General features: G+C 68.4%; 23 protein-coding genes. 10 read left to right on the plus strand and 13 right to left on the minus strand.

What is annotated here, in order from left to right; genetic code table 11:
• Positions 1-26 precede the first annotated feature (26 nt).
• On the plus strand, positions 27-767 hold the full coding sequence (locus ACFOMD_RS00835) for an SDR family NAD(P)-dependent oxidoreductase (RefSeq protein WP_380855345.1): 741 nt from the start codon (positions 27-29) through the stop codon (positions 765-767).
• Here the strand turns inward: ACFOMD_RS00835 and ACFOMD_RS00840 are convergent.
• The 5 genes from ACFOMD_RS00840 to ACFOMD_RS00860 form a co-directional block, all read right to left on the minus strand.
• Positions 757-1746 (minus strand): proline iminopeptidase-family hydrolase, encoded by a 990-nt coding sequence (locus ACFOMD_RS00840; RefSeq protein WP_380855348.1) that lies wholly within the window; start codon positions 1744-1746, stop codon positions 757-759. The genes ACFOMD_RS00835 and ACFOMD_RS00840 overlap by 11 nt on opposite strands.
• 256 nt (positions 1747-2002) lie before the next feature.
• Positions 2003-2242 carry a hypothetical protein gene (locus ACFOMD_RS00845; protein WP_380855351.1) on the minus strand — a complete coding sequence of 80 codons (240 nt, stop codon included), beginning with the start codon at positions 2240-2242 and terminating at the stop codon, positions 2003-2005.
• Between the two features lie 119 nt (positions 2243-2361).
• Complete coding sequence (locus ACFOMD_RS00850) at positions 2362-3138, minus strand: SDR family NAD(P)-dependent oxidoreductase (protein WP_380855354.1); 777 nt, start codon at positions 3136-3138, stop codon at positions 2362-2364.
• Positions 3128-4321, minus strand: a complete 1194-nt coding sequence (locus tag ACFOMD_RS00855) for a zinc-dependent alcohol dehydrogenase (RefSeq protein WP_380855357.1) — start codon at positions 4319-4321, stop codon at positions 3128-3130. Before ACFOMD_RS00855 ends, ACFOMD_RS00850 begins: the two co-directional genes overlap by 11 nt.
• 11 nt (positions 4322-4332) lie before the next feature.
• Positions 4333-4914: an SRPBCC family protein gene (locus tag ACFOMD_RS00860; protein ID WP_380855360.1), complete on the minus strand. Its 582-nt coding sequence runs from the start codon at positions 4912-4914 to the stop codon at positions 4333-4335.
• 195 nt (positions 4915-5109) lie between these two features.
• Here ACFOMD_RS00860 and ACFOMD_RS00865 point away from each other — a divergent pair, with 195 nt between their 5' ends.
• The gene (locus ACFOMD_RS00865; RefSeq protein ID WP_380855363.1) at positions 5110-5511 is read left to right on the plus strand and encodes a RidA family protein; all 402 of its coding nucleotides are present in this window, start codon (positions 5110-5112) and stop codon (positions 5509-5511) included.
• Here ACFOMD_RS00865 and ACFOMD_RS00870 read toward each other — a convergent pair.
• Complete coding sequence (locus ACFOMD_RS00870) at positions 5508-5924, minus strand: Lrp/AsnC family transcriptional regulator (RefSeq protein ID WP_380855366.1); 417 nt, start codon at positions 5922-5924, stop codon at positions 5508-5510. The two genes, ACFOMD_RS00865 and ACFOMD_RS00870, sit on opposite strands and share 4 nt — an antisense overlap.
• 201 nt (positions 5925-6125) lie before the next feature.
• Between ACFOMD_RS00870 and ACFOMD_RS00875 the strand changes: the two genes are divergently transcribed.
• Positions 6126-6920 carry a TolB family protein gene (locus tag ACFOMD_RS00875; protein WP_380855369.1) on the plus strand — a complete coding sequence of 265 codons (795 nt, stop codon included), beginning with the start codon at positions 6126-6128 and terminating at the stop codon, positions 6918-6920.
• Between the two features lie 64 nt (positions 6921-6984).
• Here the strand turns inward: ACFOMD_RS00875 and ACFOMD_RS00880 are convergent, their stop codons facing one another.
• Positions 6985-7518, minus strand: coding sequence for a DUF2087 domain-containing protein (locus ACFOMD_RS00880; RefSeq protein WP_380855372.1), 534 nt, complete (start codon positions 7516-7518; stop codon positions 6985-6987).
• 402 nt (positions 7519-7920) lie between these two features.
• Positions 7921-8814 (minus strand): PhzF family phenazine biosynthesis protein, encoded by an 894-nt coding sequence (locus ACFOMD_RS00885; RefSeq protein WP_380855375.1) that lies wholly within the window; start codon positions 8812-8814, stop codon positions 7921-7923.
• 86 nt (positions 8815-8900) lie between these two features.
• On the opposite strand from ACFOMD_RS00885, the gene ACFOMD_RS00890 reads away from it, so the two are divergent.
• From ACFOMD_RS00890 to ACFOMD_RS00910, 5 genes are all read left to right on the plus strand, one after another.
• On the plus strand, positions 8901-9998 hold the full coding sequence (locus ACFOMD_RS00890) for a metallophosphoesterase (RefSeq protein WP_380855378.1): 1098 nt from the start codon (positions 8901-8903) through the stop codon (positions 9996-9998).
• Between the two features lie 38 nt (positions 9999-10036).
• Positions 10037-10456 carry a DUF1801 domain-containing protein gene (locus ACFOMD_RS00895; RefSeq protein ID WP_380855381.1) on the plus strand — a complete coding sequence of 140 codons (420 nt, stop codon included), beginning with the start codon at positions 10037-10039 and terminating at the stop codon, positions 10454-10456.
• A 7-nt stretch (positions 10457-10463) separates the two neighbouring features.
• The gene (locus tag ACFOMD_RS00900; RefSeq protein WP_380855383.1) at positions 10464-10772 is read left to right on the plus strand and encodes an NIPSNAP family protein; all 309 of its coding nucleotides are present in this window, start codon (positions 10464-10466) and stop codon (positions 10770-10772) included.
• 86 nt (positions 10773-10858) lie between these two features.
• Positions 10859-12211, plus strand: a complete 1353-nt coding sequence (locus ACFOMD_RS00905) for an acyclic terpene utilization AtuA family protein (protein WP_380855385.1) — start codon at positions 10859-10861, stop codon at positions 12209-12211.
• 5 nt (positions 12212-12216) lie between these two features.
• Positions 12217-12996, plus strand: a complete 780-nt coding sequence (locus ACFOMD_RS00910; RefSeq protein WP_380855387.1) for an AtuA-related protein — start codon at positions 12217-12219, stop codon at positions 12994-12996.
• Here the strand turns inward: ACFOMD_RS00910 and ACFOMD_RS00915 are convergent.
• Positions 12959-13195: a hypothetical protein gene (locus tag ACFOMD_RS00915; RefSeq protein WP_380855389.1), complete on the minus strand. Its 237-nt coding sequence runs from the start codon at positions 13193-13195 to the stop codon at positions 12959-12961. The two genes, ACFOMD_RS00910 and ACFOMD_RS00915, sit on opposite strands and share 38 nt — an antisense overlap.
• A gap of 332 nt (positions 13196-13527) precedes the next feature.
• On the minus strand, positions 13528-13965 hold the full coding sequence (locus ACFOMD_RS00920) for a MerR family transcriptional regulator (protein WP_380855391.1): 438 nt from the start codon (positions 13963-13965) through the stop codon (positions 13528-13530).
• Positions 13966-14166: 201 nt separating this feature from the next.
• Between ACFOMD_RS00920 and ACFOMD_RS00925 the strand changes: the two genes are divergently transcribed.
• Together ACFOMD_RS00925 and ACFOMD_RS00930 are read left to right on the plus strand one after the other, a co-directional pair.
• Positions 14167-14703, plus strand: coding sequence for a 2OG-Fe(II) oxygenase (locus ACFOMD_RS00925; protein ID WP_380855394.1), 537 nt, complete (start codon positions 14167-14169; stop codon positions 14701-14703).
• Between the two features lie 32 nt (positions 14704-14735).
• The gene (locus ACFOMD_RS00930) at positions 14736-15674 is read left to right on the plus strand and encodes a cation diffusion facilitator family transporter (RefSeq protein WP_380855397.1); all 939 of its coding nucleotides are present in this window, start codon (positions 14736-14738) and stop codon (positions 15672-15674) included.
• Positions 15675-15887: 213 nt separating this feature from the next.
• Here ACFOMD_RS00930 and ACFOMD_RS00935 read toward each other — a convergent pair whose 3' ends face one another.
• Genes ACFOMD_RS00935 through ACFOMD_RS00945 form a run of 3 tightly spaced genes read right to left on the minus strand, consistent with a single transcriptional unit; the run spans position 15888 to position 19376 of the window.
• Positions 15888-16355, minus strand: coding sequence for a YbaK/EbsC family protein (locus ACFOMD_RS00935; RefSeq protein ID WP_380856687.1), 468 nt, complete (start codon positions 16353-16355; stop codon positions 15888-15890).
• Between the two features lie 38 nt (positions 16356-16393).
• The gene (locus ACFOMD_RS00940; RefSeq protein ID WP_380855400.1) at positions 16394-16798 is read right to left on the minus strand and encodes a response regulator transcription factor; all 405 of its coding nucleotides are present in this window, start codon (positions 16796-16798) and stop codon (positions 16394-16396) included.
• A complete protein-coding gene (locus tag ACFOMD_RS00945) occupies positions 16791-19376 on the minus strand; it encodes a PAS domain S-box protein (RefSeq protein ID WP_380855403.1) in 2586 nt (861 codons plus the stop codon). The genes ACFOMD_RS00940 and ACFOMD_RS00945 overlap by 8 nt, the downstream gene beginning before the upstream one ends.
• Positions 19377-19385: the final 9 nt, after the last annotated feature.

Here is a 19385-nt window from a genome sequence, read left to right on the forward strand (position 1 = left end):
ATCGATTGTTACAGAAAGATTGAACCATGACTGAACTGACGGGTAAACGCGCACTGGTGACCGGCGGGTCGCGCGGTATCGGCGCCGGTATCGCGCTGGCGCTCGCCGACAAGGGCGCCGATGTGGCGATCACCTATGAGAAGTCCGCCGACCGCGCCGCCGACCTGGTGCGGCAGATCGAGGCCAAGGGCCGCCGCGCCGTCGCCATTCAGGCGGATAGCGCCGATCCGGCGGCGGTGAAGCGATCGGTCGGCGACGCGGTGGCGGCGCTCGGCGGGCTCGACATCCTCGTCAACAACGCCGGCATCGCCCGCTACGGCAATGTCGCCGACGTCAGCCTCGAGGACATCGAGGCGCAGTTGAACGTCAACGTGCGCGGCGTGGTGCTGGCGACGCAGGCGGCGATCCCGCACCTTGGCGACGGCGGCCGCATCATTACCATCGGGTCGTGCCTCGCTGAACGGGTGCCGACGGGCGGATCGACGATCTATTCGATGACCAAGTCGGCGCTGCTCGCCTTCACGCGCGGCCTGTCGCGCGAGCTGGGGCCGCAGGCGATCACGGTGAATCTGGTGCAGCCGGGCGCGGTCGATACCGACATGAACCCGGCGGACGGCGACCATTCGGACGGCCTGCGCGCGCTGACCGCGCTCGGCCGCTATGGCCGCACCGAGGAGATCGGCGCCGTGGTGGCCTTCCTCGCCAGCCCGGGCGCGAGCCTGATGACGGGGTCGGTGGTCACCGTCGACGCGGGCTTCAACGCCTAGCGTCGGTGCTTTCGAGATGCGCCCGCACCGCCGCGACATAGGCGGCGGGCGCATCCGACGCGACCGCGTGGCCGGCGTCGGGAATGCTGACCAGCCTGCCGCCCGGGATGCGAGCGACCAGCGGCTTCACCGCGGCCGGGGTCATCTCGTCATAGGCACCGCAGATGACCAGCGTCGGCACCGCGAGGCGCGGCAACAGCGGCTCGCCGTCATAGCTTTTCAGCGTTCCCGTCGCGGCGATTTCGCCGGGTCCCCACATCGCATTGTAGACGACCGGGTTGAGCGTGAGGCCGGGGCGCTTCTTGTAGGCGGTGATGTAGGCGGGCGGCGTCTGGCGGTAGAGGAAGTGGGCGTAAAAGACGTCCATGGCCTTGGCATAGGCCGGGTCGGCGGTGGTGCCGGCGGCCTCGTGCGTCTCGATGGTCCTGCGCACGTCGGCGGGCAGCGTCGCGAGCTGCGCACGGGTGCTCTTCTCCCAGCTCTTCACCGAGATCAGCGGGCTGCCGAGGGTGAGACTGACCAGCCCGGCCGGCCGCCGCGCCGCATATTCGAGGGCGATCGTCGAGCCCCAGCTCTGGCCGACGACATGCAGACGATCGAGCTTCAGCGCGGCGCGAAGCGCGTCGACCTCCGACACGAAGCGTTCGACCGTCCAGTTGGCGGGATCGGCGGGGCGGTCGGAGAGGCCGGCGTCGAGCTGGTCATAGAGGATGACCGCGCGGGCATCGGCGAGTTGCAGTGCCGGCAGGAAGCCGGAGTGCCCCGAGCCGGGGCCGCCGTGGATGAACAGCACCGGCGGCTTTTTTGCCGCGAGATCGCCGTTGAGGCGAACGTAAATCGAACCGCCGCGCACCGGCACGCGCAGTTCGCGATCGGGCGCGGGCGGCCGCCAGTCGGCGGCGGGTGCGGCGGCGGCGGTGGTGGGCAACAACGCGGTCGCGGCAATGCCCGCGACGATCTCCCGCCGGTCCACGTCCATCGGAGCGCCCTTCCCATCCATCGCCCGCGACTATGCCCGAGTTCGCCGGCGAAGCCACTCCCCTGGCGGGGGCGAGGCCGGCCGGCAGCGCCAGCCGACGGTTCGGAAGCGTCCCCAAGGCCGGCGCGCGGCAACGGTGGTGGACGACGCACGTTCATCGGGCACAGCACCGAACCAAGGTGCCGTGTCGAGCGCCCGCCGCTGCCCCCTTGCGGCGGGCGTTTCTTTCGTCAGGCCACGCGCTTCCTCTTTGGCGTCAGGCGACGCCGGGGCGGTTGGGGTCGCGGGCGATCTCCATGATCTCGCGGCCGACATAGTCGCCGCCCTGGTCCATGCGGATCACGACATTCTCGATCTGCTCGCCATAGGTGCCCATCGCGGCGGCGACGGCACTGGCCAGCGTGTGGCCGGCGCTCTCCTGCCGTTCGTGCGTTTCGGCGCCCGCACCCGAACGCAGGTAGATGGTGGCACCGTCGTGCCAGTCGTAGGTGGCCATGGTGTTCTCCTTAAAAGCTCTCTTCCCCGTCATCCCGGCGAAGGCCGGGATCGATGCCGACGCTGGTATGGATCCCGGCCTTCGCCGGGATGACGAAAGTGGGGCGGGCTGGCGCGAAATCAGCGCTTGCCCGAGCCGGGCTCCGCCATCTTGCGATGCATCTCCGCGAGCACCGGCGCGGGGGTGACGTTGGCGATCGACGACTGGATTTTGTTCTTCCAGCCGGAGACCACTTCGCTCTCGCCCTTCATCATCGCGTTATACCCGTCCTGCGCGACCTTCACCGGGTCGTCGAGCTTGCCGGTGGCGACGCTGGTGTCGCTCATGCCGGCGCGATCGAAGAAGTCGGTGTCGGTGGCGCCCGGCATCAGGATCGAGATGGTGACCTCGGTCTCCTTCAGCTCGTTGGCGAGCGCCCAGCCGAAGCTGTCGATGAACGCCTTGGTGCCGTTGTAGACCGCCTGGAACGCGCCCGGCATGTAGCCGGCGATCGACCCGGTGATGAGCACGCGCCCCGCGTTCCGCGCCTTCATCTCCCGCACCACCTTCTGGATCAGGTAGAGGGTGCCGGTGATGTTGGTGTCGACGACATGCTGGATGTCGGCGAAGTCCTGATCGAGGAAGGCGTGGCCGAGGCCGTGGCCGGCATTGGCGAACAGCGCGTCGACCTTGCGGTCACCCGCCGCCGCGAGCAGCCGGTCGACGCCTTCCGGCGTGGCGAGATCGCCCTCCACCGCGTCGACCTCAACGCCGAGCGCGCGCAGCTTGGTGGCGGCGGCGTCGAGGTCGCGGTCGGCGGCGATCAGCAGGTCGTGGCCGTTTTCGGCGGCGATGCGGGCGAGCTCGAAGCCGATGCCCGACGACGCGCCGGTGACGATGGCGAAGTTACGCGACATGGGTACGCTCCATTCCGGGCTTGAGGATGATCTTGGTGTATTCGTCCTGCTTGTCGTGCCAGTTCTCATACATCGCCGGCCCGTCCTCGAGGCTGGCGTGGTGCGAGATCAGGAAGGTCGTGTCGATCTTCCCGTCCTGGATCATTTCGAGCAGCACATCGGCGTATTTCTGGACGTGGGTCTGGCCGCTGCGCAGCGTCAGCCCCTTTTCCATCAGCGCGCCGAGCGGGAACTTGTCCGCCATGCCGCCATAGACACCGGGGATCGAGACGCGGCCGCCCTTGCGGCAGGCGAGGATCGCCTGACGAAGCGCCGCCGGCCGGTCGGTGCCGAGGAAGGTGTGCGCCTTCACCGTGTCGACGATGTTGTCGATGCCGAGGCCGTGGGTCTCCATGCCGACGCAGTCGATGCAGGCATCGGGGCCGATGCCGCCGGTCATCTCGAACAGCGCCTCGCGGATGTTGGTATCCTTGTAGTTGAGGATTTCCGCGCCGAGCTGCTTCGCCAGTTCGAGCCGCCGCGGGAAATGGTCGATGGCGATGACGCGGTGCGCGCCCATGATCAGCGCCGACTGGATGGCGAACAGCCCGACGGGTCCGCAGCCCCAGACCGCGACAGTGTCGCCGGGTTCGATCTCGGCATTCTCCGCCGCCTGCCAGCCGGTCGGAAGGATGTCCGACAGGAACAGCACCTTGTCGTCCTCCAACCCGTCCGGAATGACGATCGGGCCGACATCCGAATAGGGGACGCGCAGATACTCCGCCTGCCCGCCGGCATAGCCGCCGGTCAGGTGCGCGTAGCCGAAGGCGCCGCCCATCGGATAGCCGTAGAGCGTCTCCGACATATCGGTCATCGTCGCCGGATTGGCGTTGTCGCACGCCGAATATTGCAGCTTGGTGCAGTGGAAGCATTGGCCGCACGAGATGGTGAAGGGGATCACCACGCGCTGGCCCTTCTTCAGCGTGCTCTTCGGGCCGACCTCGACCACCTCGCCCATATTCTCGTGGCCGAGGATGTCGCCGGCGCGCATCGTCGGGATGTAGCCATCGTAAAGGTGGAGGTCGGAACCGCAGATCGCAGTCGAGGTGATCTTGATGATCGCATCGCGCGGATTGACGATCTCGGGGTCGGGCACGCTGTCGACGCGGACGTCGTGACGGCCCTGCCAGGTGACTGCTCGCATGGTCGGGCTCCTTACAGCGCTTGTTCGGTGGCGGACTCGGACGGGCGGCCCGAGGGGCTGGCAGAGCTGGTGACCTCGCCGGTCTCCAAGAACTGCTTCAGGCGGCGGAGATCGCGTCGCGCCTGGAGGTTGGGTTCGCGCTGCAAGAACTTGGCGATCCACTGGCCGACGACGCCGGCGGGCGGATCATAGGCGATGGTGGCCCGCACCATGGTGCCGCGGCCGGGCGCGGCGTCGAGGAACTCGACATGGCCGCGGCTGTCGACGTCGGCCTCCTCGGTCGAGCGCCAGCCGATCAGTTGGTTGAGGATGTCGTCGGTAACGACGGCGTCCCATTCGACGGTCTTGCCGCCCGGGGCCTTCACCACCCAGTGCGAGCGGTCCTTGTCGGTCACGTCGATGCGCTCGACATTTTCCATGACAGTCGCGAGGTTCGCGAAGTCGCGCCAGAAGGCATAAACCTCCTCGCGCGGGCGGTTGATGGTGACGGTACGGCCGATGACGGAGAATTCGTCGCCGAACAGCGCTTCGGAGCGATCGTCATCACGCGCGGTCGTGGGTGGCGCGTCGTCGCGCTGGGGCACGGAGGTCATGGGCACCGACTCCTTGAATGGACCGCACCAACGGGCCGCATTCGCGGGTGTTCCCCGCGGGCCTCGATTAACCGAACGGCCGCCGTTTCGCCGGCACGGCCGCCGATTTGACGCTGGCGTGGCCCCGCCTCCCCCAGCCAAGCTGTCGCCATGACATTATAGCTTTAGCTGGCGCGACGGCCACTGTGCGGGGCGATGCTGGGCACGCTTCTGCTGACGAGGAACGACATGGCGAACAAGGCGATCAACCCGCAAGCGACCTCCTATGCGCAGGCGCATCTCGTCGAGGCGCCGACGCGCTGGCTGTTCGTCAGCGGACAGGTGCCGGCGGATGATGCGGGCAAGGTGCCCGAGGGGTTCGACGCGCAATGCCGGCTGGTATGGCGCAACGTCGAGGCGCAGTTGCGTGCCGGCGGCATGACGCTGTGCGATCTGGTGAAGGTGACGATCTTCCTGTCCGACCGCAAATACCGCGAAGCCAACACGCGCATCCGGCATGAGGTGCTGGGCGGCCACGCCCCGGCGATCACCGTGCTGATCGCCGGCATCTTCGACGAGGAATGGCTGCTCGAGATCGAAGCTGTGGCCGCCGCTTAGCGGTCCTTGTCGCGCTTCAGCACCAGCGCCGTCGTCGTATCGCTGACGCCCGGCAGCAGCGCGATGCGGTCGCGCGCGGCGTTGAGCGCGGCGGGGCTCGGTGCCTCGATCTCGACGAGCAGGTCGACCTCGCCGCTCAGCGAATAGCAGCGCGCCACCTCGGACATCGCCACAACCGCCGCGACGATCTCGGGCGACGGCGTCCGTGCCAGCCGCAACTGCAGCACCGCCGCCAGCCGGTCCTCGTCGACGATCCGCGCGTGATAGCCGCCGATTGTGCCCGCCGCCTCGAGCTTCGACAGCCGCTCGCGCACCGAGGAGCGCGCAAGGCCGACGGTGGCCGCCAGCGTCTTCAGCGGCAGCCGCGCATTGTCGCGCAGCATGGCGACGATCTGCCGGTCGATGGCGTCCAAATCCGCTCCCCCCTAACGCCGCCGAAACGGCGGTGCCGCCGCCCATCGGCGGCTGGCGGCGCGCCGGGCGTTCCGCCTAGCCTTGGCTATCGCCTGAGCGGGGAGGAAGTCCATGACGTTGCCGAAGCCCGAACCCTGTCGGTCTGGCTGACGCTGGCCGCCTGCGGGGCGCAAGCTCAGCCCGAGCCGTCCACCCAGGCCGTGCGCTGGACGCCGCCAGCGATCTCGACACCGGGCTATGAGACCTCGCCGACGTTCACGCCCGATGGGCGCACGATGGTGTACCTCGCGGCGGATGCAGCGTTCGGCAAATACTCGCTGATGCAGTCGAGCTGCGTGGACGGCGCCTGGGGCAAGCCGGTGCCGCCGTCGTTCGCGCGAGGGTTGCCAGTAAACGAGGGCGATCCGTTCATCACGCCGGACGGCCAGCGACTCTACTTCATCTCCTCGCGCCACGATCCCACCAATAAGGATTTCGACATCTGGGTGACCGACCGCACCGCTGCCGGCGGCTGGAGCGAGCCGCGCCGCCTGCCCGCCCCGGTCAACTCGCCCGCCGCCGAGTTGCTGCCGCGCACCGACGCGCAAGGCCGCCTCCACTTCGGATCGAGCCGGCCGGGCAGCCGCGGCGGCGGCGACATCTATGTCGGCATCGAAGTGCGGTCGGGCGTCTGGGAGGTGAGCAACCTCGGGCCGCCGGTCAGCAGCGACGGCAATGACTATGAGGCGGAGATCTCGCGCGACGGGAAGACGATCATCACCGTCTCCGACCGCGGCGACCGCTCGCACCTCTATCGCTTCACGCTGACGCCCGACGGTTGGCGCGCGGTCGGGCGGGTGCCCGCGCGCACCGACCAGTTCCAGGTCGGCCCGCTGCTGTCGCCCAAGGCCGACCGGCTGATCTTCGCGCAACGCGACGGCGCGCGGTCGGGGGAGATGTTCCTGATCGACCTCGTGGCGAACCCCGACAAATCGTGGCCGCCGGATTGCCACTGACACGTCTTACCCGTCATCCCCGCGAAGGCGGAACCCAGCACACAGCAGATAGCGCCCGCGAACCTCATGCATCGCACCGCCCCTTCAGGTGGCGGATCAGTGCCGCGCCGGCGGGGCTCGGGCGCTGCTCGATCCGGCGGTAGTCGCGGCCGTCGGCGGTGCGGCTCATCAGGCCGAGCTCGCACATCGTGCGGCGGAGGATGGCATGGTCGCCGAAGCGGTGGAGGTCGTTAAGGCGCGCGTTGATGCCGCGTTCGTCGAACAGCTGCTCGGCCGGCAGCTTCGACCAGATCGCCCATAGGCAGAGGTTCTGCAACGAGGTGCGCGATGGCCAGCTCTTCAGCCGGCCTTCGTCATCGAAATAATTGGCGGCACGGCGCACCGCCGCCATGTCCACCGGCGGCTCGGCGGGGCGCGCCGGGGCGACCTCCGCCTGCGCCCGCAGATGCTGGAAATTGCGATGCCCGGCGGCGCGGGCGAGCATGTTGAGCATCTCGACATGGCTGGGCGGCGTTTCGCGCTGGACGAGCTGCGCGCGCAACGCCTTGGCGAACGCGGACATATCGAGGGCGGTGAAGGGAATCAGGTCGCGAGGCACGGTCATTCTCCGTGTGCCGTTCGATCAGTCACTGGTCACCGGCTTGCGACGCGGCACGGGAATGAGTGCAGGCGAAGACAGGGAGGATTGCAGGTTTAGCTCCCCTTCTCGGGGCGGTGACGCCTGGGTGGCTGCAGACCCTGCCCGCCTGATACGCGATCGGCGGCAGGACGACAAATCACGGCTGTCGGGCGGCTTTACAGTTTCGCCCGAACCAGTGCGCTGACATTCCCGAAACCCACGGAAATCCGCGGTTGGTCCGATCCATGCATGCAGGCCGATCTGACAAAAGGGGTCATTTTCAGTTACTTGCCCCACGTCCTGAGCTTCGGCCGGCGCGGACCCGCATCCGCGTTGCGCCGTCGAGCCCGCGTCCGGCCACCGCCGGGCGCGGGCTTTTAGCTAGAGACTCGCGTCGCCGCGCAGCACCGGAACGCACTGGCCGCCGACGCTGGCGAAGATGCCGTCGCCGGTGCGGCGGGCGCTGACCGACAGACGGCTCGGCCGCCCCATCTCGACGCCCTGCACCGCCTCATAGGCGAGCGCGTCGCCGCCGGTCAGCGACAGCAGCAGCGCGCCGAGCGTGGCGTTGGCGCTGCCGGTCGCTGCATCCTCCCAGGTGCCGGTGAGCGGCGAGAACATCCGCGCACGGATACCCGCCGCGGGGTCGTCGCCGCACCGCGCATAGACGAAGATGGACAGCCGCCCGCTCTGCGCCGGGTACGCGGCATTGGCGCGGGCATAGGCGGCGGGATCGGGCGTGGCGCGCGCCAACGCTTCGGGCACCACCTCTACGAACAGGAAATCGACGCCGGTGGTCGCGCGGATCGGCAGATGCCGGTCGGTGCGCAGGTCGGCCGGCGTCAGGCCGAGACAGGGCGCGATGGCAACCGGCATCTCGCCCAAGGTCTGCAACGGTTGCGGCGCGCCGATCTCGGCCCCCGTCACCGCGCCCGTCCCGTCGCGCACGATGCGCACCTCGACCAGGCCGGCGATCTCCTCGAAGCGCAGCACCGAAATCGCCGGGTCGGCGCTCGCCAGCACATAGGCGGTGCCGACGTTCGGATGGCCGGCGAACGGCATTTCGGCGGTGCGGTTGAAGATGCGCACCCGCGCGCTGTTCGCCGGGTCGGCGGGCGGCAGCACGAAGGTCGTCTCGCTGTAGTTCATCTCGGCGGCGAGCGCCTGCATCTCGGTGTCCGACACGCCCCGGCCATCGGTGAACACTGCCAGCGGATTGCCGCCGAAGCGGGTGTCGGTGAACACGTCGACGGTGACGAACGGCAGCTGGCGCATCGGGGAGAGCTCCTGAAAGATGCCCTCCCCTAGCGCGACGCGGCGCGCGGCGGTAGCGGTTGGCGGCGAGGACGAGGGAAGCGGCGATGCACACGGCAATTCGGATCGGCCTGATGCTGGCGCTGCTCGCCGCGGCACCCGCCGATCTGGCGGACGGCCCCTATGTGACCCGCACGCCAACCGGCTGGACGGCGGCGACGGTTGATGGCAACGGCCACCCGCATCGCGCGGCGGTTCGCGGCAACCGGGTGACGATCGCGCCGGTCGATGGCGTCCTCGGCTTCACCGTGCCGCTGCGCCCCGCGCCCTCGCCGGCCGCCGCATCCGAGCCGCTCGACCCGGCGACGCCGCTGCTGGTGCTCGCCGACACGCATGGCGAATATTCGATCCTCGTGGCGCTGCTGCGCGCGCAGGGGATCGTCGATGCCAAGCTCAGCTGGACCTTCGGGCGCGGGCATCTGGTGATCGCCGGCGACATGCTCGACCGGGGGCCGCACCACACGCAGATATTGTGGCTGCTCTACAAGCTGGAGGGCGAGGCGGCGAAAGCCGGCGGGCGCGTGCATGTTGTGCTCGGGAACCATGAATCGATGGTGGTGCGCGGCGACCTCCGTTACCTCAACCCGCGCTATCCGAAGGCCGCGGCCTCGCTCGGCGCGAAGAGCTATGCCGAGCTGTTAGCGGCCGACACATTGCTCGGCGGCTGGCTGCGCTCGCGTCCCTCGATCCTCAGGCTCGACGACATGCTGTTCCTGCACGGCGGCATCTCGCCGGCGCTCACCGCGAGCGGCCTTAGCCTCGACACGATCGCCGCCGGCAACCGCCGCGCGCTCAACCTGACCAAGGCCGTAACGGATGCCGACCCGACCCTGGCGCTGCTGGTCGGCCGCGAGGGGCCGCTCTGGTACCGCGGCTATTTCCCGCTCGACGACAAGCCGGCGACCGCCACCGACGCCGAGATCGAGGCGTCGCTCGAGCGCTTCGGCGCGAAACGCATCTTCGTCGGTCACACCATCGTCGATCGCGTGACGCCGCTGTTCGGCGGCAAGGTGGTAGCGGTGCAGGTCTATCCCGAACGCGACAAGGCCAGCGGCGCGCCGATCCTCGAAGGCGCGCTGCGGCTCGGCGGACGCTGGTGGCGGGTGACGGCGCAGGGACAGCGGGTGCCGCTCGACCTCGACTAGCCGCCGCGATATTCAGGGGCGGCACGGAGGCGACCGCCATGACCAAGAAGGCCGAACCCAAGCTGCTCGCGGGCGGCAATCCGCAGATCGCCAAGGGCGACGGCGATGCGCCGGTGCAGGCCTATATCGCCGCGATCCCCGGCTGGAAGCGCGACGCGGCGGCGAAGCTCGACAAGCTGATCGAAAAGACGCTGCCCGGCGTGCGCAAGGCGGTGAAGTGGAACTCGCCCTTCTATGGCGCGCCGGGCCAGGGCTGGTTCCTGAGCTTTCATGTTTTCACCAAGTACATCAAAGTGCTGTTCTTCGAGGGCGTGAAGCTGACGCCCGAGCCGCCGGTCGGCTCGAAGGACCCCAACGGCCGCTATTTCCACATCACCGAGGACGGCGCGATCGACGAGGCACAGGTCGCCGACTGGATCCGCCAGGCGGCCAAGCTGCCTGGCTGGCTGAAGCATTGAGACACCCATGATCAGTTGCTTTGTCGACTATGAGATCGTGCCAGCCAAGATCGCCGCGTTCGAGGAATTCGCCAAGGCGTGGATGGCGCTGGTCAACAAGCACGGCGGCCAGCACCACGGCTATTTCCTGCCGAGCGAAGGCGCCAGCGACCGCGCGCTCGCGCTGTTCAGCTTCCCAAGCTTCGCCGCCTACGAGCAATACCGCACCCTGTTCGGCGTCGACCCCGAGTTCATCGCCGCCGACCGCATCCGCGACGAAAGCGGCTGCGTGGTGCGGCATGAGCGGAGCTTCTTCCGACCGCTGCTGCCGGACTGACCCTACCGAATGGGGGTAGGCCGCCGCCCCTTCCCCGCCCCAACCTCCCCGCAACGCCGTCGGCATGAGGCGGCGCGGGGAGATTTATGCGCAGCATCAGGATCGGCGGCGGCTCGGCGTGGTGGGGAGACCGGATCGAGCCGGCGGGTGACCTCGCCCGGCGCGGCGACCTCGACTATCTGTGCTTCGAGACGATGGCCGAGGTGACGATGTCGGCCGCGCAGATGCGCAAGCGACGCGAGCCCGATTTTAGCGGCTTCGATTCCTATCTCGGCGAGCGGCTGGAGGCGGTGCTGCCCGCCTGCCTGAAGCGCGGCACGCGGATCGTCTCCAACCAGGGCTGGATCAACCCGGAGGGCGCGGCCGAGTTGGCGGTCGCGCATCTGCGCAGGCTCGGCGCGGCCGGCGTGAAGGTGGCGGCGGTCAGCGGCGCGGTGATCACCGACCGGGTGATGGACCTCGCGCAGACGGTGATGGAGACGGGCCGGCCGGTGGCCGAGCTTCGCGAGACGATGGTGTCCGCGGAGGTCTATCTTGGCGTCGCCGGCATATTGGAGGCGCTGGCGGGGGGCGCGCAAATCGTCATCACCGGGCGGGTCGCCGACCCGTCCTTGTTCGCCGCGCCCTTGATCCATGAATTCGGCTGGTCGCTCGACGACTGGGACAAGTTGGGGCAGGCGCACGGCCTTGGCCATCTGCTCGAATGCGGAATGCATGTGACGGGCGGCTATTTCCCCGATCCCGGCTTCAAGGATGTGCCCGAGCCGTGGAACCTCGGCTACCCGATCGCCGAGGTCTCAGCCGACGGCAGCGCGGTGCTGTCGAAGCTCGACGGCACCGGCGGCGCGATCGACCTGCGCACCGTCAAGGAGCAGATGCTCTATGAGGTGTTCGACCCGGCGGCCTATCTGACCCCCGACGTGGTGGTCGACTTCTCGACCGTCGAGCTGACGCAGGTTGGTCCCGATCGGGTGCGCGTCGCCGGTATTTCGGGGAAGCTGCGGCCGCAAACCCTGAAGGTGTCGATCGGCTGCGCGGAAGGCTTCATCGGCGAGGATATCTTCTTCTTCGCCGGCGCCGGGGCGCTGGAGCGGGCGCAACTCGGGCGGAAGATTCTCGAGGAGCGCTACCGGATGGCCGGGCTGCAGGCCGACGAACTGCGCATCGACCTGCTCGGCATCGACGCATTGCACGGCGCGGCCACCCCATCGAACACCCCCGTCCCCTATGAACTGGCGTTGCGTGTCGCCGCCCGCACCAAGACCCGTGCCGAGGCGACGAAAGTCGGGCGCGAGGTCGACAGCATGGCGGTCGGCGGCGTCGGCATGACGGGCAAGCGCATGCCGTTCGGCGAGCGGGTGCGCGAGGTCATCGGCATCCATTCGTCGCTCGTCGCCCGCGATGCCGTCCCCCATAAAGTCACCTGGTTCGAGGCCTGATCCGCATGCGCACACCCCTCCGCCACGTCGCCCATGTCCGCTCCGGCGACAAGGGCAATAGCAGCACGCTTTCCGTGATCGCCTATGACGATGCGCTCTACCCGCTGCTCGTCGAACAGGTGACCGAGGCGCGCGTCGCCGAACGCTATGGCGCGGCGGTGACCGGCCCGGTGAGGCGCTATGCGATTCCGGCGATCGGCGCGCTCAACTTCGTGCTGGAGGGCGCGTTGGGCGGTGGCGTCTCGCGCAGCCTCGCCATCGACGTCTATGGCAAGGCGCTGTGTTCGGCGGTGCTCGACCTCGAGATCGAGGTGCCTGACGAGCTGGCGGACAGGCTGGTCGGGCAGCCGGCGGCGATCGATGTGGTCGGGAGTTGGGAACTGGTGCGCTACACGCGGACGCAGGGCAGCGAGACGATCTACCCGTTCGGCAAGGATGCCGTCGGCTGGCTGCAATATGGCGCCGAAGGCCGCGTGTCGGCGACGCTCAGCCGCCGCACCCGCACGCCGCTGACCACCCTGCCCGATGCCTATTGGCGCGCCGACCCGCGCGAGTGGGCGGAAGCGGCGATGAGCTATGTCGCCTACACCGGCACCTGGTCGATCGACGGCGACAAGGTCGAGCACCGGGTGGAAAGCGCGCTCTTTCCCAACTGGACCGGCATGACGCTGACCCGCTGGGCGTCGTTCGTGGATGAAGGCGGCGAGCGGCTGTTAAAGCTCACGACGCCGCCGTTCAATGCGCTGGTCAGCGAACTGGTATGGCGGCGCTGGAGGCGGGACTAGATTCCACCGGCGGCGTGCCGTGCCGGCGGATCAGGTCCGCCAGTTCCTCCATGAACACCGCCGCCTGCTTGCAATGCTCGATCACCGCTTCGCGGTCGGGCGCGCGGCGGGCCAGTTCGATCTCGCGATAGGCACGCTCCACCAGCCGCTGGCGGCGGGTCAGGAGCGAGTTGGGCGGCTGCCAGACGCGTGAGGGCAAGGGGCGTTCCTGTGAGTTGATCGCAGGCGTGATCGCACAGGGACCGGGGCAGACTAACCTGTGTTAATTACGGGGCGTAATGGAACGAGGTTGCGAGCGGCGAACTCGCGCTTCGCCGCCGCCCACCCATCATCGTCATCCCCGCGCAGGCAGGGATCCATTACCGCCGACGCTTCGGCGTATGGACCCCCGCCTGCGCCGGGGTGACGATGAAATGAAATCCCCCTCCCGTCATACCGGCGAAAGCCGGTATCCAGACCGACCGCCGACTGGATACCGGCTTTCGCCGGTATGACGGATTGTGCGTGGACGAGGTGGTGGGTGTGCTGGCCTTAAGCCCGATGCTCGCCCGCGCAGCGCCCGTGGTCGCCCAGCACTTCCAGCACCAGGCAGTCCGCCGCTGTCCCACTCCCCCGGCACTGGCCGGCGAAGCGGGCGAGTTCGTCGCGTAGCGCGGTGAGGCCGGCGATCTTCGCCTCGACGGCGGCGAGGTGGCCGGTGGCGATGCGGTCGGCGGTGGCGCAGTCGGCGGCGGGCTCGGCGGACAGATCGAGCAGCGAGCGGATCTCGCCGATCTCAAACCCCAGGCTGCGCGCATGGCGGATGAAGTTGAGGCGCGACAGATGCAGCGGCGCATAGCTGCGGTAGTTGCTCTCGGTGCGCGCGGGCGGCGGCATCAGGCCGATGCGCTCGTAATAGCGAACCGTCTCGACGCTGATCCCCATCTCGCGCGCCAGATCGCCGATCCTGTAGTCACCGCCGCGCCGCACGATCTGCCGCCCCTTACCGAAGAATATGATGCAGGCGATAGAACAACTTCGCGCAGTCCACAAGTGCGTGGTTTTTACTTGCGAATATTATAACATGACTGGAATATTATCTCATTACACTTGCGCGCAGGCGATACTGGCCGAACCTCCGCAGCCCCGCTAACAGTCGCAGCGAAGCATTCGCAACAGAGGCGGCCGACGATGGCGGGGGAAATCCAGCGGTACGATTTCGTCGAGAGCCTGTTCTACCAGGACCTCGCCGTCTCGCCCGAGCTCGACTCCTATGTGCACGGCTATCGGCTCGACCGCATCGACCATGCCGAAACCAGCTTCCATCACGACGCCGACGAGCGGCTGTACCGCCTCACCATGGCCTGCGTGGACCAGTTCTTCATCAGCGTCGGCAAGCTGCTGAAGAAATCGGGGATGAGCGTGCTGAAGATGTGGGTGCAGAAATATGAGCGCGGCGCCTACCACCCCGTCCATGTCCACGCGACCGATCGGGACAATTACAGCTTCGTCTTCTACATCGACTGCACCGAGGAATCGGCGGCGACGATGTTCTACAATGTCGGCTTTCCCTACGTCGATCATGGCGCGTTCAAGGTGAAGCCGGTGAAAGGCCGCTGCGTGCTGTTCCCCGGCGCGATGCCGCACGAGGCGCTGCCGAACAGGGACGAGCGCCGGCTGATCGTCAGCGGCAACATCGCCTACACCGATCTTCCGCCAAGCGCTTGACCCTGCAGCCGCGACAGGGTGGATTGTAGGCCATGGGCGCGGGTCATCATCATCACGGACATAACCATGGGCACGGCCACCGCCATGACCACGGCCATGCGCACGCCCCCGCCAATTTCGACCGCGCCTTCGCCATCGGCATCGGCCTCAACCTCGCCTTCGTCGCGGTCGAGGCGACCTACGGCCTGATCTCGGGCTCGCTGGCGCTGCTGGCGGACGCCGGCCACAATCTGTCCGACGTGCTGGGCCTCGTGCTCGCCTGGGCGGCGGCCTGGGCGGGGCGGCGGCGGCCGACCGGGCGCTACACCTATGGCTTCCGCCGAGCCTCGATCCTCGCCAGCCTCGCCAATGCGGTGCTGCTGCTCGTCGCGGTCGGGGTGATCGTCGCCGAAGCGGTCGGGCGGTTCAGCGAGCCGCGCCCCGTCGAGACCGGCACGGTGATGATCGTCGCCGGCATCGGCATCCTGATCAACGCGGCGACCGCCTGGTTCTTCTTTTCGGGCCGCAAGAGCGACCTCAACATCCGCGGCGCCTACCTCCACATGGCGGCGGATGCGGCGGTGTCGGCGGGCGTCGTCATCGCGGCCTTCGCGATGCAGGCGACGGGGATGCTGTGGATCGACCCGGCGGTCAGCCTGATCGTCGCGGTGGTCATCACCATCGGCACCTGGGGGCTGCTGAGCGGATCGGTGGCGCTGGCGCTCGACGCGGTGCCCGAACATATCGAGCGGCACGAGGTCGAGGCGTATCTCGCCGCCCTGCCCGGCGTCAGCGCGATCACCGACCTGCACATTTGGGCGATGAGCACCACCGAGGTGGCGTTGACCGCGCATCTCGTCCGCCCCGGCGCTGACGTGGACGACGCCTTCATCCTCGACGCGCGCGAGGAACTGGGCGCCAAATTCGGCATCGGCCATGTGACGCTGCAGGTCGAAAATGGCGACGGCGCCAAGGGCGGCTGCAGCGCCTGATTCCAGGCCGCGAAAAAATCGTCGGACTGCTGGAACCCACTTTCAGGTCGATGGTTCTACTCTATGTCCGGCATCCAAGCCCCCCGCTCTGCCGGACATCGGTTTCGGTTCCTCATCCCCCCGAAGGACCCAGACCAACAAAAAGTCGGGCCGCGCTCATCCCCCCCCGGGCGCGGGNATCCTCCCCGGCACGCGGAGGAAGATCGGCGCCCTCTAATCCGGCAATCTGCAGACATCGACCCAGCCGCGGCTCACCAGCTCGGCGAGCCGCTCCGGCGTGACTTCCACCGAGGTGTTGAGCGAGCCGCCGGCGGGGTAGACGGTCGAATAACCCTTGAGGCTTTCGTCCATATAGACCGGCAGGTCCGTGGCGAGGCCGAAGGGGCAGACGCCGCCGACGGGGTGGCCGGTGGCGGCAAAGGTGTCTTCCGGCCCCAGCATGCGCGGGCGGTCGCCGAACGCCGCCTTGCACTTGATATTGTCGAGCCGCGCGTCGCCGCGGGCGACCACCAGCAGCAGCCGGTCCTTCACCCGGATCGCCAGCGACTTGGCGATGCGTCCCGGCTCGACGCCGAGCGCGGCGGCGGCCTCCGCGACGGTCGCGGTGCGGTCGGTGGTTTCGATGATCGGAAGGTCGGGCGCGTTGGCGGCGAGCCAGGCGCGGGCGGTTTCGAGCGTCATGCGCTGCCGGATGCCCGGCGCGCGCGCCAAGCGCAACCTCAGAAGCTCGGCGGCGGCAGCCCGTCAATGGCGTTGCGGATGCTCTGGAACAGCGTGTCGGGCGTGTAGGGCTTCTCGATGAAGTCGCGCGCGCCGAGCTTCATCGCCTCGACCGCCAGCGGCACGTCGCCATGGCCGGTGAGGATGATGACCGGCGCGACATGCCCTGCCTGCGCCTTCAGCGCGCGCAGCACGCCCAGCCCGTCGATGCCGGGCATGCGCACGTCGAGCAGGATGCAGTCAAAGCGCTGGCGCAGGCCTTCGCCGAGGAACATCTCGCCGCCGGTAAACACATGGGTGACGAAGCCCTTGCGCTTCAAAAGCCGCGCGGTCGAAAAGCGCACCGCCTCGTCGTCGTCGACAACGGCGACGTGCTCATAATCGAGAAAAGCCGTGTCAGGCACTCGCCGGCTCCGACTGCCGCTGCGCGGGAAGGCGGAAGCGGAAGGCCGCCCCTTCGCCCGGCGCGCTCTGCACTTCGATCGACCCGCCGTGCGCCTCGATCAGCCGGCGCGACAGCGACAGGCCCATGCCCATGCCGTGCGCTTTCGAGGTGACGAACGGTTCGAACAGCCGCTCGCGGATGTCGGGCGCGATGCCGGGGCCGTTGTCGCGCACCTCGATCTCGACGCTCTCGCCCTCGTCGACGAGGCGGGTGGCGACGCGCAAGGATCGCTGCGACAGCGTCGGCATCTGGACAAGTGCGTCGATGGCGTTGCGTAGGAGATTGACCAGCACCTGCTGGATTTGCAGGCCATCAACTTCGACGATCGCATTCGCCGCGCCCCGCTCGCGCGCGACATCAATGCCCGACAGGTCGGCATCGACCAGCGACAAGGCCATCGCGCTGTCGACAAGGTCGTCGGCATCCTCCCGCTGACGGGCGCCGGTGCCCTTGCCGACGAATTCGCGCAGGCGGCGCACGATGTCGCCGGCGCGTACCGCCTGATCGGAGGCGAGGCCCATCACCTCGGACGCTTCCTCCAGCGCCTCGGTATCGTCGGCGCCGCCATTCAAATGGTCGAGCGCGAAACGGCCGACGTTCAGATAGTTGCTGATCGCGGTCAGCGGCTGGTTGATCTCGTGCGCGATGGCGGCGGCCAGCTCACCCAGTTCGTTGACGCGGGCGAGGTGCGCGAAGTCGTTCTGGAGGACACGCAGCCGCTCCTCGCTGTCGCGCAGCGCTTCCTCGGCGCGCCGGCGGCTGGTGACGTCGATGGTCAGCCCCATCATGCGCAGCGGCTTGCCGGCCGCATCATATTCGGCCTGGCCGAGAATCTGAATCCAGCGCAGCCCGCCCTTCTTCAGCGGCACGCGCAGCAGCGCGTCGAAGCGTTCCCCGTTCGCAATGGCGCGTTCGTAGCGGGCGTTGGCGCGGGTGCGGTCGCTCGGCTCGAACAGGTCGCCCCATTCGCCCGGTGCGAACTGGCCTTCCGCCGAACCGTCGAAGCCGAACAGGCGCATGCTCTCCCGCGACAGGGTCGAGCGGTGGCTGGTGAGATCGGTTTCCCAGATGCCGGCCTGCACCGATTCCTGCGCAAGGCGGAAACGCGCCTCCGCCTCGGCGAGCGCGGCTTCCTGCGCCTTGCGGACGCTGATGTCGCGCAGGATGCCGGTGAAGAAGGTCTCGCCGTCGCTGCGCCATTCGGCGACCGACAGGTCGGCGGGGAACAGGCTGCCGTCCTTGCGGCGGCCCTGCACCTCGCGGCCGATGCCGATGATCGCGCGGCGCCCGGTCTCGCGATAGCGCTCTAGATAATTGTCGTGATGCTCGCCGACCGTCTGCGGCATCAGCATCGCGATATTCTGGCCAATCAGCTCCTCGGACATGTAGCCGAACACCCGCTCCGCCGCCGGGTTGGCCGACTGGATGACCCCGCGCGCGTCGATGACGGCGATCGCCTCGACCGCGGTGTCATGGATGGCGCGATACTGCGCCTCGCCCGACAGCAGCCGCGCCTCGAAGCGCTTGGTGTCGCTGATGTCCTTCACCACCGACACGAAGAAATCGGGCGCCCCGCCCTCGTCGCGCACCAGCGTGACGTTGAGCGAGGCCCAGACGGGCCTGCCGTCCGGGCGCAGCAGCCGCTGTTCGAGCGTGTAGCTATCGGTCTTGCCGACGAGCAGGTCGCGGCGGCTGGCGAGGTCGCGCGGCACGTCCTCGGGATGGGTCAGCGTTTCGAACCAGCGGCCGATCAGTTCATCGGCGTCGCGGCCCGCGATATCGCAGAGCTGCTGGTTGACGCGCAGCATGCTGCCGTCGGGCGCAAGGTGCGCGATGCCGACCGCGGCATGATCGAAGGTCGCCTTCAGTCGCCGGCGGGCGGTTTCCACCTCGCCGGTGCGGCGGGTCAGTTCAACACGGGTGCGCCGCGCCGTCACCGCCATCAGCCCGCCGGCGGCGAGCGTCAGCGTGGCGGCGAGCAACGCCTGGATCAGCGCCTCATTGCCGATGCCGTCGGCCTGGCGGCGGCGCTCGGCGAGAAGCGCGTGCTGTTCGTCGAGGAAACCGCCGATCTCGCGGCGGATGTCGTCCATCCGCGCCTTGCCCTCGCCGGCTTCGACGATGACGCGCGCGGCGGCGACATCGCCGCGGCGGGCGAGTTCGATGGTGCGGTCGGTGATCGAGAGCTTGGCGACGATCGCGGCGCGGATGCGCGCCAGCCGCGCCCCCTGCGCGTCCTGCTCGACGATCGCCGAGAGGCGGGTGAGCTGCGTGCCGATCGAGGCCGACGCCTCGGCATAGGGGCGCAGGAATTCGGGATTGCCGGTGATCAGATAGCCGCGCTGCCCGGTCTCGATGTCCTGGGCGAGCGAGAGCAGCTTCTCGGCGGCGACGATCTGCTGATAGCTGCTCTCCACCGCCTCGCTCGACCGCGAGACGATGTGCACGCTGCGCGCGATGCCGGCGAGCGACGCCAGCAGCACCAGCGCCGCCACGATCAGCGCAACGCTTCGGCGCGAACCGAAGGTCTTCAGCATCTCGGCAGC

It is taken from the genome of Sphingoaurantiacus capsulatus (assembly GCF_042648405.1).
In the GTDB taxonomy this organism is placed as follows: domain Bacteria; phylum Pseudomonadota; class Alphaproteobacteria; order Sphingomonadales; family Sphingomonadaceae; genus Sphingoaurantiacus; species Sphingoaurantiacus capsulatus.